14 protein-coding genes are annotated in these 13,690 nt (G+C 58.0%); 7 read left to right on the top strand and 7 right to left on the bottom strand.

The genetic code is table 11. The features are described 5' to 3' along the window. Positions 1-21 precede the first annotated feature (21 nt). Entirely contained in the window at positions 22-1,098 is a 1,077-nt protein-coding gene (locus BLU63_RS09330; RefSeq protein WP_077748818.1) for an aminopeptidase, read from the top strand. A 102-nt stretch (positions 1,099-1,200) separates the two neighbouring features. On the opposite strand, the gene BLU63_RS09335 is transcribed toward BLU63_RS09330, so the two are convergent. The 3 genes from BLU63_RS09335 to BLU63_RS09345 all read right to left on the bottom strand — a co-directional run bounded on the left by BLU63_RS09335 (position 1,201) and on the right by BLU63_RS09345 (position 3,057). Further along, a complete protein-coding gene (locus tag BLU63_RS09335; protein ID WP_077748819.1) occupies positions 1,201-1,659 on the bottom strand; it encodes an REP-associated tyrosine transposase in 459 nt (152 codons plus the stop codon). Between the two features lie 175 nt (positions 1,660-1,834). Further along, on the bottom strand, positions 1,835-2,485 hold the full coding sequence (locus tag BLU63_RS09340; protein ID WP_083375335.1) for an HAD family hydrolase: 651 nt from the start codon (positions 2,483-2,485) through the stop codon (positions 1,835-1,837). Positions 2,486-2,511: 26 nt separating this feature from the next. After that, complete coding sequence (locus tag BLU63_RS09345; RefSeq protein ID WP_010465689.1) at positions 2,512-3,057, bottom strand: gamma carbonic anhydrase family protein; 546 nt, start codon at positions 3,055-3,057, stop codon at positions 2,512-2,514. 62 nt (positions 3,058-3,119) lie between these two features. On the opposite strand from BLU63_RS09345, the gene prlC reads away from it, so the two are divergent. The 3 genes from prlC (at position 3,120) to BLU63_RS09360 (ending at position 7,643) form a co-directional block, all read left to right on the top strand. Continuing rightward, on the top strand, positions 3,120-5,198 hold the full coding sequence (prlC, locus tag BLU63_RS09350; protein ID WP_167362272.1) for an oligopeptidase A: 2,079 nt from the start codon (positions 3,120-3,122) through the stop codon (positions 5,196-5,198). Beyond that, entirely contained in the window at positions 5,195-5,482 is a 288-nt protein-coding gene (locus tag BLU63_RS09355; RefSeq protein ID WP_010465685.1) for a YheV family putative zinc ribbon protein, read from the top strand. Before prlC ends, BLU63_RS09355 begins: the two co-directional genes overlap by 4 nt. 112 nt (positions 5,483-5,594) lie before the next feature. Then, positions 5,595-7,643, top strand: coding sequence for a M3 family metallopeptidase (locus BLU63_RS09360; protein ID WP_083375336.1), 2,049 nt, complete (start codon positions 5,595-5,597; stop codon positions 7,641-7,643). A 3-nt stretch (positions 7,644-7,646) separates the two neighbouring features. Here the strand turns inward: BLU63_RS09360 and BLU63_RS09365 are convergent, their stop codons facing one another. The 4 genes from BLU63_RS09365 to BLU63_RS09380 form a co-directional block, all read right to left on the bottom strand. Further along, positions 7,647-8,294, bottom strand: a complete 648-nt coding sequence (locus BLU63_RS09365) for a phosphatase domain-containing protein (RefSeq protein WP_042932457.1) — start codon at positions 8,292-8,294, stop codon at positions 7,647-7,649. A 239-nt stretch (positions 8,295-8,533) separates the two neighbouring features. Continuing rightward, on the bottom strand, positions 8,534-8,839 hold the full coding sequence (locus BLU63_RS09370; protein WP_010465681.1) for a hypothetical protein: 306 nt from the start codon (positions 8,837-8,839) through the stop codon (positions 8,534-8,536). 189 nt (positions 8,840-9,028) lie between these two features. Then, complete coding sequence (locus BLU63_RS09375; protein WP_077748821.1) at positions 9,029-9,280, bottom strand: hypothetical protein; 252 nt, start codon at positions 9,278-9,280, stop codon at positions 9,029-9,031. A 137-nt stretch (positions 9,281-9,417) separates the two neighbouring features. Then, positions 9,418-9,720 carry a hypothetical protein gene (locus tag BLU63_RS09380; RefSeq protein WP_010465676.1) on the bottom strand — a complete coding sequence of 101 codons (303 nt, stop codon included), beginning with the start codon at positions 9,718-9,720 and terminating at the stop codon, positions 9,418-9,420. Positions 9,721-9,928: 208 nt separating this feature from the next. On the opposite strand from BLU63_RS09380, the gene BLU63_RS09385 reads away from it, so the two are divergent. The 3 genes from BLU63_RS09385 (at position 9,929) to BLU63_RS09395 (ending at position 13,573) form a co-directional block, all read left to right on the top strand. Next, positions 9,929-10,987 (top strand): PA0069 family radical SAM protein, encoded by a 1,059-nt coding sequence (locus BLU63_RS09385; RefSeq protein ID WP_083375337.1) that lies wholly within the window; start codon positions 9,929-9,931, stop codon positions 10,985-10,987. Positions 10,988-11,230: 243 nt separating this feature from the next. After that, positions 11,231-11,962 (top strand): carbonic anhydrase, encoded by a 732-nt coding sequence (locus BLU63_RS09390; RefSeq protein WP_083375338.1) that lies wholly within the window; start codon positions 11,231-11,233, stop codon positions 11,960-11,962. Between the two features lie 84 nt (positions 11,963-12,046). Then, positions 12,047-13,573, top strand: coding sequence for a SulP family inorganic anion transporter (locus BLU63_RS09395; protein ID WP_010465670.1), 1,527 nt, complete (start codon positions 12,047-12,049; stop codon positions 13,571-13,573). Positions 13,574-13,690 lie beyond the last annotated feature (117 nt).

Below are 13,690 nucleotides of genomic sequence, written 5' to 3' on the forward strand. Positions count from 1 at the left end.
CTCTCCAGGGATGATTTTATTTTGATCAGGCCGCTTCCAAGCCTTGGGTTACTTGATCGCGTTTTGCGGATTTTGTTTCCGGGTATGTTGCTTTTATTCCTCAGCGGCTGCGCCAGCGTCAGCTATTACAGCCAGTTGGCCAGCGGTCAGCTGCAATTGCTGCGGGCCAGGGAGCCGGTGGCCCAGGTGCTTGCCGATCCGTCTCGCGATCCGATGCTGCGTGCGCACCTGACCCAATCGCAAAAGGCCCGGACATTCGCCAGCCAACAGCTGCATCTGCCGGATAACCAGAGCTACCGTCTGTACGCCGACATTGGCCGGCCGTTCGTGGTCTGGAACGTCTTTGCCACGCCGGAATTTTCCCTGACAGCACAAAACCATTGCTTCCCTATCGCCGGTTGCGTCGCCTATCGCGGTTACTACAGCCAGAGTGCTGCCCGCGGCGAAGCGGCCTTGCAACGCCTGAAAGGTATGGACGTGTCCATTGGCGGCGTCGAGGCCTATTCGACGCTCGGCTGGTTCAACGATCCGATTCTCAGCTCAATGATGGGTTGGGGCGACGAGCGGCTGGCAACGCTGATCTTCCACGAGCTCGCGCACCAGCGCTTTTATGTGAAGGACGACACCGAGTTCAACGAGTCCTTCGCCACCTTCGTCGAGCAGGAAGGCACCCGGCAATGGCGGGCATCACGCGGTCTGGCAGCGGACAATGGCGCGCAGGCGCAGCATCGAGACCAATTTATTCAATTGGTTATGGATACCCGCACGCGGCTTGAAAATCTCTACGCCCTGCCACTGCCCGCCGACCAGATGCGCCAACGCAAAGCGGCGGAATTCGAACGTCTGCGCCATGACTATCGACAGCTGCGCGATAGCCAATGGGCCGGGGATAAACGCTATGACGCGTGGATCAACGCGCCAATGAACAACGCCCGGTTGTTACCGTTTGGGTTGTATGACCAATGGGTGCCGGCGTTTGCGGCGCTGTACAGGCAGGAGGGTGGGGACTGGCTGAAGTTTTATGCCGCCGTCGAGCAGCTTGGTGCGTTGCCAGTGGTTGAGCGCAAGGTAGCGCTGAAGGCATTGACGGGGTCATAAAATCTGGTGGCTGGGCGGGCCTCTTCGCGGGCAAGCCTCGCTCCTACGGGATCTATGTTGCTTTTGTAGGAGCGAGGCTTGCCCGCGAAGGCGTTTTCAACCTCACAACCAGATCGCGTCCCATAGCGGATAATCCCCTACCCTCTCGACCAAGCCAGCTCGCAACGGATTGGCGACGATGTAGCGAGCAACTGCCTGTAGATCTTCTTCCTTACGAATGGCGCGATCGTGATAACCATGTTGCCAAACCGGACCTTGGCGTCCTGCCGAGCGATTAAGCGTTACTGCGATGCGTGATTTGGTTCGAGCCATCAAACTGGGTAACTGAATATTCTGTAACTCGATCAGCCAATGGAAATGATCGGGCATGACGACCCAGGCCAGTGACGTCGCAAACCCTTCCTGCTCAGCAGTTTTCAGGGCATCGACTACCAGTCGCCCACTCTTGAAGTCATGGAATAACGGTTGCCGGTTCAAAACGACGGCTGTCAGGAGGTAAATCTGTCCGGGCTCCGAATATCGGCCGGTGCGCAATCGATGAGCATGTTTTAGCTCTGTCATTAATGATCCTCCTTGATCGTGACCTCAGACTTTGAGCCTAGGACGATTAGAAGGGACTTGGGTGGTAACTGTTGCACAGGATGTATCTGGGCGGGCCTCTTCGCGGGCAAGCCTCGCTCCTACGGGGTCTATGTTGCTTTTGTAGGAGCGAGGCTTGCCCGCGAAGGCGTACTGATCAACGCCGCAAAAACGCCTGATGCATCTCTTCCAGCGTCTCAAAGTGATAGGCCGGTGCTTCTGCGCTCAATTCTTCCGGGCTGCCAAACCCATAACCGACCGCCACCGCATCCAGCCCATTGCTGCGCGCGCCGATCAGGTCGTGTTTGCGGTCGCCGATCATCAGGGTGTTGGCCGGGTCCAGGCCTTCTTCGGCCATCAGGTAGGCAATCAACTCGACTTTGTTGGTGCGTGTCCCGTCCAGTTCGCTACCGTAAATCACCTTGAAGTGCCTGGCGAAGTCGAAGTGCCGGGCGATTTCCCGGGCGAACACCCACGGCTTTGAGGTTGCGATGAACAACTGTCGCCCTTGCCCGCCGAGGGTTTCCAGCAGCGGTGTGACGCCGTCGAACACACGGTTCTCGTACAGGCCTGTGACCTTGAAGCGTTCGCGGTAGAAATTCACCGCTTCCCAGGCCTTGGGCTCGTCGAAGTCGTAGAACTGCATGAACGCCTGCAACAACGGCGGGCCGATGAAGTGTTCGAGCTTGGTCAGGTCGGGTTCATCGATCCCCAGTTTGCTCAGGGCGAACTGGATCGAACGGGTGATGCCCTCGCGCGGGTCGGTCAGGGTCCCATCGAGATCAAACAAAACGGTTTGGTAATGCATGTTGAATCCTGAATAAGGGCGCAGGGTCAGAGCTGGTCGTAGCCTTCAGCCAGATGCAAATTCTTGAGCTTCACGTAGTTCGCCGCGCTGTAGGTGAAAAAGGCATTTTCCTTGTCCGTCAGCGGGCGGATTTGTTTCACCGGGCTGCCCACATACAGGAAGCCGCTTTCCAGACGCTTGCCCGGCGGCACCAGACTGCCAGCGCCGACAATCACATCGTCCTCGATCACCGCACCATCCATGACGATGCTGCCCATGCCGATCAGAATCCGGTTGCCTACACTGCAGCCATGCAGCATGACCTTATGGGCAATGGTCACGTCGTCTCCGATCAAGCAGGGAAAGCCATCGGGATTGAACGGCCCGGCATGCGTGATGTGCAGCACGCAGCCATCCTGAACGCTGGTGCGCGCACCGATACGGATGCGGTGCATGTCGCCACGGATCACCGTCAGCGGCCAGACAGAGCTGTCTTCGCCGATTTCAACGTCGCCGATCACCACCGCCGAGCCGTCGACAAAAGCGCCTTTACCCAGTAGCGGCGTGTGGTTCTGATACTTGCGAAGGGTCACGATAGGCTCTCTCTCTTTTGCTGATAGCTGCGGTGAGCGTCGATTGTAATTAAGATGGCCCCATGTTTCTTCCAGCCAAGGTGCCAACCGTGAGCGTGAACAACCCTCTTTTGCAGTCCTACGACCTGCCGCCCTTCTCGGCGATCCGGGCCGAACACGTACAACCGGCCATTGAACAGATCCTGGCTGACAACCGTGCCGCCATTATCGAGATCCTCAACAGCCAGGGCAAACAACCGACCTGGGCCGGCCTGGTGCTGGCGATGGACGAACTCAATGATCGTCTGGGCGCCGCCTGGAGCCCGGTCAGCCACCTCAATGCCGTGTGCAACAGCGCCGAATTGCGCGAAGCCTACGAGTCCTGCCTGCCGGCCTTGAGCGCCTACTCCACCGAGCTGGGCCAGAACCGTGAACTGTTCGATGCCTTCGAAGCCTTGGCCAACAGCCCGGAAGCCGCCGGTTTCGACGTGGCGCAGAAAACCATCCTGGAACACGCCCTCCGAGACTTCCGTCTGTCGGGTATCGATCTGCCGGACGCCGAGCAGAAGCGCTACGCCGAAGTGCAAAGCAAATTGTCAGAGCTGGGCAGCCGCTTCTCCAACCAGCTGCTCGACGCGACTCAAGCCTGGACCAAGCACGTGACCGATGAAGCCGCCCTCGCCGGCCTCACCGATTCGGCCAAGGCGCAAATGGCCGCCGCAGCCCAGGCCAAAGATCTGGATGGCTTCCTCATCACCCTGGAATTCCCGAGCTATTACGCGGTGATGACCTACGCCCAGGACCGTGCCTTGCGCGAAGAAGTCTACGCCGCCTATTGCACCCGTGCGTCGGACCAAGGCCCGAACGCCGGTCAGAACGATAACGGCCCGGTCATGGAAGAAATCCTCGACCTGCGTCAGGAACTGGCCAAGCTGCTCGGCTTCGCCAGCTTCTCGGAACTGAGCCTGGCCACCAAAATGGCTGAATCCAGCGATCAGGTCCTCAGCTTCCTGCGCGATCTGGCCAAACGCAGCAAACCGTTCGCCGCCCAGGACCTGGAACAGCTCAAGGCCTACGCCGCCGAACAAGGCTGCCCGGACCTGCAAAGCTGGGACAGCGGTTTCTACGGCGAAAAGCTTCGCGAACAACGTTACAGCGTTGCCCAGGAAGCACTGCGCGCCTACTTCCCGATCGACAAAGTACTGGGCGGCCTGTTCGCTATCGTCCAGCGCCTGTACGGCATCGAGATCGCCGAACTGAAAGGCTTCGACGCCTGGCACCCGGATGTTCGCCTGTTCGAAATCAAGGAAAACGGCCAGCACGTCGGCCGCTTCTTCTTCGACCTCTATGCCCGCGCCAACAAACGCGGCGGTGCCTGGATGGACGGCGCCCGTGACCGTCGCCGCACCATCAGCGGCGTGCTGCAAAGCCCGGTGGCCAATCTGGTGTGCAACTTCACCCCAGCCGACAGCGGCAAACCGGCCCTGCTGACCCACGATGAAGTGACCACCCTGTTCCACGAATTCGGTCACGGCCTGCATCACCTGCTGACCCGCGTAGAACACGCCGGCGTGTCCGGCATCAACGGCGTGGCCTGGGATGCGGTGGAGCTGCCAAGTCAGTTCATGGAAAACTGGTGCTGGGAGCCGGAAGGCCTGGCGCTGATCTCCGGTCACTACGAAACCGGCGAGCCGCTGCCTCAGGATCTTCTGGAGAAAATGCTCGCGGCGAAGAACTTCCAGTCCGGCCTGATGATGGTGCGCCAACTCGAGTTCTCGCTGTTCGACTTCGAACTGCACGCCACCCACGGCGACGGTCGCAGCGTGCTGCAAGTACTCGAAGGTGTGCGTGACGAGGTCTCGGTCATGCGTCCACCGGCCTACAACCGCTTCCCGAACAGCTTCGCCCACATCTTCGCCGGCGGTTACGCAGCGGGTTACTACAGCTACAAGTGGGCTGAAGTGCTGTCGGCCGACGCCTTCTCGAAGTTCGAAGAAGACGGCGTGCTCAATGCCGAAACAGGTCGTGCGTTCCGCGAAGCGATTCTGGCGCGTGGCGGTTCGCAGGAACCCATGGTGCTGTTCGTCGACTTCCGTGGCCGTGCGCCATCGATTGACGCACTCTTGCGCCATAGCGGCCTGAGTGAGGACGCGGCAGCATGAGCGAGGGGCCTGTGATCACGAAGAAACGCTTTATCGCCGGGGCGGTCTGCCCGGCCTGTAGCGAGCCGGACAAATTGATGATGTGGAACGAAGACGAGGTCCCGCATCGCGAATGCGTGGCCTGCGGTTATTCGGATACGCTCAATGAACAAGGTCTGTCGGTGCCCAAGGAATTGGGCACGCGGGTCAACACTTCGGCGCTCAAGGTGCCGGACGCCAAGGTTCAGGCGGTGCAGTTCTTCCCGAACCCGAAGCTGAAGAAGAAGCCTGACGAGCACCATTGAGTCAACATCACCTTCCACCCTTAGACCGGGTGGAAGGTGGTATCTATTTACCACCCTTCCCCCGCGCTTCTTCCTTAGGCTGAATCCTTCAGCCCTACTCAAGGAAGACGCCATGCCTGATAACAATCCGCTGCTACAACACTGGGACCTGCCGCCCTGGCCGGACATTCGCGCCGAGCACCTGGTGCATGCCATCGACACCCTTGTTGCCGACAACCGCAAGGCCATTGCCGGGATTATCGCGAGCCAATCCACGACCCCGAACTGGGATGATCTGGTATTGGCCGTTGATGAAACCGATGCGCGTCTGGATGAGGCCATGGGCGTCATCGAAACCCTTTCAATGGTGAAACATGAGGGTAAGGCCTGGGACGCAGCCAGCGGGACTTGCCGCGATGCCGCTGCGCAGTACAAATCTGAAAAGATGGGTAATCATGCACTGTTCCGGGCTTATCAGCGGCTGGCGCAAAGTCCCGCTGCGGCGAATTACGATGAACCGCGCAAAGCGGTTTTGAACAAAATTCTGCGCCGGTTTCGCTTGTCCGGCATCGACTTGCCCATCGAACAACAGCAGACGCTGGCCCGGCTGAATCGTGACATCGGGGTGCTGCAAAGCCTGTTCCTGACCAACCTGGAAGGCGCCAGCGCAGCCTGGAGCAAGCGCATCGATGACATCTCGCAGTTGCGCGGTTTGTCTGCGGCGACACTGGAGCGTCTGACAGTCAACGCGCAACAGGCAGGGCACGACGGCTGGCTGATGCGTCTGGACCAGGACACCTACACTCGTGTCATGGCCTATGCCGAAGACCGATCCCTGCGCGAAGAATACTTTGTCGCTTACTCCACCCGGGCTTCCGATCAAGGCCCCCACGACCGGCAATTCGATAATGGTCCGGTGCTGGAGCTGCTGTTGTCCATGCGTCATCAGAAAGCCAGGTTGCTGGGGTATGAGAACTTTGCGCAACTCAGCCTCGTAACGGAAATGGCCGAGTCCACCGAGCAAGTCACCGGTTTCCTGCGGCGGCAAATCGTGCAGGCAACACCGGAACTCGAGAAGGACGCACAAGAACTCAAGGCGTTTGCGCTTGAGCGCGGCATGACTGAAGTCCATCCTTGGGACCACGAGTTTCTCGCCGAACAATTGCGCCAGCAACGTCTCGGCGGGGCGCTGAAAAACCTGCGAACGTACTTTCCACTGGACGGGACTTTGCAGCGGCTCTGCCTGTTCAGCGAGCGCATGTTTGGCATCCGGATCGTCGAACAGAAAGAGTGCAGTCGCTGGCATGACAACGTGCGTCTGTTTGAAATCAGCGAGCATGGCCAGGTCGTCGGGTACATTTACCTCGACCCTTTTCATCGGGACGAAGCGCCGGACTTTGCCTGGACCGCCACGCCACGTAATCGACGGGTGAACGCCGAAGGTCGATTGACGCTGCCGATCGCCGTGCTTCATGGCAACTTCACGCCCGGGATTGCCGAGCATCCTTGCCTTCTCGCTCATAAGGACCTGCGGGTTTTGTTCCATGAGTTCGGCCATTGCCTGCAGCACGTTCTGACCCGCTCGCCTCACCATCGCCTGTCCGGTATCACCCAGCTGGGACGCGATTCGGCAGAGTTCACCGGGCAATTGTTCGAGCTTTGGTGCCTGTCAGGGGAGTTTCTGCTGTGGCTGGCCGCTCACCACCAGACCGGCGAGCGCCTGGCCGAAGCGCGAGTCGACGCCGCATTGGCAGCCATCCAGACCCAGACCAGCCGGCAAACCGCAGAGCTGTTAATGTCCGCGTTGTTTGACTTCGAATTGCACCGCAGCCAAGGCGATGGCCGAAGCGTTGAACAGATCTTCGATGACGTGCAGCGCGAGATCCCTCACCTGCAACTGCCGCCTTACTGTCGGTTCGCCAACAGCTTCGATTACCTGGTGACCGGGTACGCAGCGTCGGTTTACGCCTACAAATGGTCGGGTGTACTGGCGACCGAGGTGTTCAAACGGTTTCAACGCGAGTGGGTATTCAACCCGCAAACCGGCAAGGCCTTTCGCGAAGCCTTTTTTTCGCCGGGGGATTCGCGATCGCTATTGGTCGCCCTGGAAGAATTCCTCGGACAACCGATCGCCGACAGCTTTTTCGCAACGCCGTCCAGCAGCCGCTGCCCACTGAACTGATGCTTATTCGACGTGGGCGGACTGGAACCAACTCTTCATGGAACAGGCCGCAAACGGACTGGTGCTGCAATCGCCGTTGGCGAGCGCGGTCCGAAGCTTGTCGGCATCGGCCTGCATCATGTAACGCACACCGTCCTTGAAATGGGTGCTGTCACCAAAGCCGCCTTGGGTCATCTCGTTCAGGGCGTCTTCCTTGCTCCAGCCTTGCACCACCACCCGATACATCGCCGCCATCAGGCCGGTGCGGTCCGAACCGTGTTTGCAATGCATGAGCACCGGGCCGTGGGATTCGGCGGTCTGGATGGCACGAAGGGCCTTGAGCACCTGGGCGTCATCCACGTGATTGGTGCGATAGGGCAGCTGCACCTGAGTAATGTCCGGCGTGGACAACCAGCTTGAATCCGACTCGGGCAGAAAATTGATGACGGTCGCGACGTTGAGTTTCTTCAGCAGCGATACGGCGCCGCTGTCGGGCAAAGCGCTGCGGTAAAGCGTCGGGGTCATTTGGTAGAGGTTGTATTGCGCCTCTACCGATTGAGCCCATTCCGCCGGGCGGGGCGATGCGCTGTCGTCAGCGAAGGCCACCGTCAGGTTGAAAAGTGCGGCCAGCGACAACAGGAGCGTCACAGGAAAGAGGCGCGTTAAGGACATGCTCGGACGACCGTGTGTGAAGAAGTGGATAGATGACTCACAGCTTCGGCCCTGAACGGTCAAAGGCCCGTGAGTCAACCGTCAAAGAATTGTGAATCGAACAGTTCATCCTGCTTTCATCGCGCGACCTACACAATTCAATAACACAGAAGCGGCACGGAAATTTTCGCACCGCTTATAAGTGCTTAGTTCAAAGACATACTCATGCAGTTTTTATACAAGCCTGCGTTCAGTAGCACTCAAGGATTAGTGATTTTCGAATAAGCTTTCGCCAGGGCCAGCAGAACGGCCTTGTCTTGCGCGTCGATGTCACCATCACCGTCCACATCAGAACGAGCGGCGCCCATGGTGAAGGTCACGCCGCCGTCATTCGATACAGCCTCGCGGGTGCTGGAGTCCAGCAGGGAGTAAGTGCTCGTGCGGTTTTCCGGGTCATAACCCTCCTCCTTTAACGCAAACTGCATGGAAACCCGAACTTCTTTTGGACTAACGATAGAGGCGGGCAACAGCTGAAGAAAGATACCGCGCTGATTGTAATTCGACATTCATTAAATCCTTTTAATGTTTTAAACACGACAATTTCGCGTGAAACGAATACTACTAATGAAGTTTATAATTGCGCCACTTGCGATGTGTTTCTCATGATTGCAAATATTTGATAGAACCCATCAATACTCCAACAAATCCAAAACTAAATAGGCCGTAGGGAGCATTCCGTACGGCCTCACCAATACTTACTTCAACATTTCAGCGGCGGCAGCCGCAAGGCGGATGAATTTTTTATCATCGGCGGGATCGAAATCCCCATCACCATCGGCGTCACCTTTAACGTCAACCTTATCGTAAACACCTTTCTTTTTTGACGCCGAAACGGAAGTTGAAAACTCGAGCTCCTTCTTTTTGTCATAGAACTCGAGCAAGACTTCTGGGACTTTATCGTTGTTCAAATCTTCAATGGAAATGCGAATCTCTTTAACGGCCATCATGACACCTCGTGAGTCAGTCAATTGAGAGGGAGGTTCCATTGAATTGGAATCCTCCAACCCAAAGTAGGCCGCCCACTCACAAGCTGTCTACTGTCATACATGACAGGTGGCTGTATATCCAGTACTGTTCAGCGCCTTCAATTTCCGCTACTCGCCTTGAATTTAATGACTGTGTTTGCAAGATCAAAAAGCAGTTGCTCATCCTCCATATCAATATCTCCATCTTGGTCAATATCGCCATGCACGGAAGCCTTATTGAATGTTGTCGAGCCATTTTTCTTAGAAACCAAAACCGCATATGAATTAACGATAGTGTCGCTAAAATTCCCGGAGCCCAGATCGAAGTCAGTTTCCCGAGTAACAAATTCTATTTTGACCTCTTGAACTCCGTCTTTATTAACGTCGAGTACCGTCAACAATATCCCTTTACTCGTCTCCATAACCAAATCTCCTATGACGTAAACGTGAAACAGCGGCCAGATATCGGTGCCTTGTTATTCATAGGATGTATTTCTTGCCCCGTCTACTGTCAAACATGACAGGTATATACACAACCAGTCCCCTCTACCTTGGAGAACACGCCGAACGGAGCTAGGCAAATCTTGTTGCTTCTAATACTGTGTATTTATACAGCTAGCAGGAGCTCAAATGGCCATTCCTATTCCCCCTCGCGGCCGCGGCACCGCCACCAACCCGCACAACCGCTTCGCGCCGAATCGCTCGGTGGCCGAGGATGACGGCTGGTATCAGGAAGCGCCCGTCACGCAGGGCACACAAGTGCGCATCGAAACGGCGAAAACCATCATCACCCGCAACAATTCCCCGGACTTGCCCTTCGACCGCTCGATCAACCCTTACCGCGGCTGCGAGCACGGTTGCATCTACTGCTACGCGCGCCCCAGCCATGCCTATTGGGACATGTCACCCGGGCTCGATTTCGAAACCAAACTGATCGCCAAGACCAACGCCGCCGATGTGCTGGAAGAACAGCTGTCCAAGCGCGGCTATCAATGCGCGCCGATCAATCTGGGCTCCAACACCGATCCCTACCAGCCGATCGAGCGCGAACACAAAATCACCCGCAAGACCCTTGAAGTGCTACTGCGTTACCGGCATCCGGTGACCATCATTACAAAGGGCTCGCTGATTCTTCGGGACCTGGATCTGCTGGCCGAACTCGCCGAGCAACGGCTGGTGGCGGTGATGATCAGCCTCACCACCCTCGACGATGAACTCAAACGCATCCTCGAACCGCGCGCGGCTGCGCCCAAGGCCCGGCTACGTGCCATCCGGGTCATGCGCGAAGCCGGGATACCGGTGGGCGTGCTGTGTTCGCCGATGATTCCGATGATCAACGACAGCGAACTGGAAAGCCTGCTCACCGAAGCCCATGCTGCCGGTGCCCAGAGCGCCGCCTATATGATGTTGCGGCTGCCGTTGGAAGTGGCGCCGCTGTTCGAAGAATGGCTGGCCGCCCACTATCCGCAGCGTGCCGCTCATGTGTTGAGCCTGATCCGCCAGAGCCGTGGCGGGGAGCTCTACGACAGTCGGTTCGGAGCCCGAATGCGCGGTGAGGGGCCGTTTGCCGATCTGTTGGCGCAACGCTTTGCCAAATCGATCAAACGGTTGGGGCTCAATCATCGCGAAGGTTTTAACCTGGACTGCGACGCCTTCTGTCCGCCAGGTCGCCAGATGTCGTTGATTTGAGGACAATTGGCCTATGGTTGAGTAGGAGGAAAAGCACTTGGCCATTAGGCTGGTCACGTTTTTTGTGACCTGGAACACACGTCCTAGAGCGCTTGATTCAGTTTGAGTTAAGTTTCGACAGATACCTTGTTCATCGAGTGACTGACGGGTCGAGATCTTCGGCCTGGATGTTTTTTAAACAGCCACTGGCTTCACACCGGACAAAACGGGAAAATTCCCTGACTCCGCCAAAGAGGATGAATCATGAGTGACAAGGATAAACAGCCGTTGGCTGCGTCGGCTTCAGCCCAACCCGTGGCGGAAACCGCCGATGCAGCGCTGAAGCATATCGTTGACGGCTTTTTGCATTTTCATCACGAAGTTTTTCCCCAGCAGGAAGAACTCTTCAAAAAACTCGCCACGGCTCAGAGCCCTCGAGCGATGTTTATCGCCTGCGCCGATTCGCGCATCGTTCCTGAACTGATCACCCAAAGCGCCCCCGGCGACCTGTTCGTGACCCGTAACGTCGGCAACGTTGTGCCGCCTTATGGGCAGATGAACGGCGGTGTTTCCACGGCCATCGAATACGCGGTCCTGGCCCTCGGCGTACAGCACATCATCATTTGCGGGCACTCCGACTGTGGCGCGATGCGCGCCGTGCTCAACCCGCAAAGCCTGGAAAAAATGCCCACGGTCAAAGCCTGGCTGCGTCATGCCGAAGTGGCGAAATCGATGGTCCAGGAAAACTGCCATTGCGCTGACGAAAGCGAAAGCATGCATGTCCTCACCGAAGAAAACGTGATCGCCCAGCTTCAGCATTTGCGCACGCACCCTTCGGTCGCCTCGCGCATGGCTAACGGTCAGCTGTTTATCCATGGCTGGATCTACAACATCGAAACCAGCGAAATCAGAGCTTACGACGCGGACAAAGGGTGTTTCCTGCCGCTTGATGGCAGCCATCCGATCCCCGTGGCGACGCCCAAAGCGCGCTTCTAAATCCTCCCAGGTGTGGTTTAGCCGAGGTTGCTGATCAAGCAGCCTGGCTTTGCCACGCCTGAAGAAAACTTCGGGAGAGTCACCATGCGTGCTGCTCAACTCAAAGCTGTTCTGCCACGGGAGCTGCTGGCGTCCGTGGTTGTGTTTCTGGTCGCCCTGCCCTTGTGCATGGGCATCGCCATCGCCTCGGGCCTGCCGCCGGCCAAGGGTTTGATCACCGGGATCATCGGTGGACTGGTCGTCGGTTGGCTTGCAGGTTCGCCTCTGCAAGTCAGCGGCCCGGCGGCGGGTCTGGCGGTGCTGGTTTTTGAACTGGTGCGCCAGCATGGTGTTGCCATGCTCGGTCCCATCCTGCTGTTGGCGGGTTTTCTGCAACTGATGGCCGGGCGCTTCAAGCTGGGTTGCTGGTTTCGGGTTACGGCGCCAGCGGTGGTGTACGGCATGCTCGCCGGGATTGGCGTGCTGATCGTGTTGTCGCAAGTGCATGTGATGCTGGACGCCGTGCCCAAGCCTTCGGGACTGGATAACCTCGCAGCCTTCCCGGCGGCCGTGATCCAGGCCTTGCCTTCCCTTGGCTGGCAGGCTGGGTTGCTTGGCCTGTCGACGATTGCGGTGATGTGGCTGTGGGAAAAATTCCGTCCGCACTCTCTTCGCTTCATTCCCGGCGCACTGCTTGGCGTAGGTCTGGCGACGGTGGCCAGCCTGATGCTCGCCTTGCAGGTCAAACGCGTGGAAGTCCCGGCCAACCTGGCAGAAGCCATCGACTGGCTGAAGCCTGCCGACTTGCTCAATCTGGCCGACCCGACGTTATTGATCGCCGCTTTCGCCGTGGCCTTCATCGCCAGCGCCGAGACCCTGCTCTCCGCAGCGGCGGTGGATCGCATGCACAGCGGCCAGCGCTCCGATTTCGATCGGGAGTTGTCGGCACAGGGCGTCGGCAACATGCTCTGCGGCCTGCTTGGCGCGCTGCCCATGACCGGCGTGATCGTGCGTAGCTCGGCCAACGTCCAGGCTGGCGCCACCACGCGAATGTCGGCGATCTTCCACGGTCTGTGGTTGCTGGCTTTCGTGTTGTTGCTGTCCAGCGTGCTGCAAAGCATTCCGGTGGCAAGCCTGGCGGGTGTGCTGGTGTACACCGGTTTCAAACTGGTCGACCTCAAGGCCTTTCGCGGCCTGGGCCGTTATGGCCGGATGCCGATGTTCACCTACGCCGCGACAGCGCTGGCAATCATCTTCACCGACCTGTTGACCGGCGTGCTGATCGGCTTCGGGTTGACCCTGGCCAAACTGGCCTGGAAGGCCTCGCGGTTGAAAATCAGCCTGATCGACCTGCCGGCCGACGGTGAGATGGAGTTACGACTGACGGGGGCCGCAACCTTTCTCAAGGTGCCGGCGCTGACCCAGGTGCTGGGGACCATTCCCCCAGGCGCGACAGTGCATGTGCCGCTCAATAACCTGAGCTACATCGATCACTCGTGTCTGGAGTTGCTTGAGGAATGGGGTCGGGCCAATGCGGCCAAGGGGTCGAAGCTGATTATTGAAGCGCGGGGGTTGAAGCGTCGGTTGGAGGGGCGTTTACGAACCACCTCGGGAGTGGGCTCTACGGCGTAGAAGTAACCAATGTGGGAGCGAGCCTGCTCGCGAAGGCGGTGTATCAATCGACATAAATGTTGAATGACATATCGCAATCGCGAGCAGGCTCGTTCCCACAGGGGACGGTGCTGATTC

It is taken from the genome of Pseudomonas mandelii (assembly GCF_900106065.1).
Taxonomy (GTDB): Bacteria; Pseudomonadota; Gammaproteobacteria; order Pseudomonadales; family Pseudomonadaceae; genus Aquipseudomonas; species Aquipseudomonas mandelii.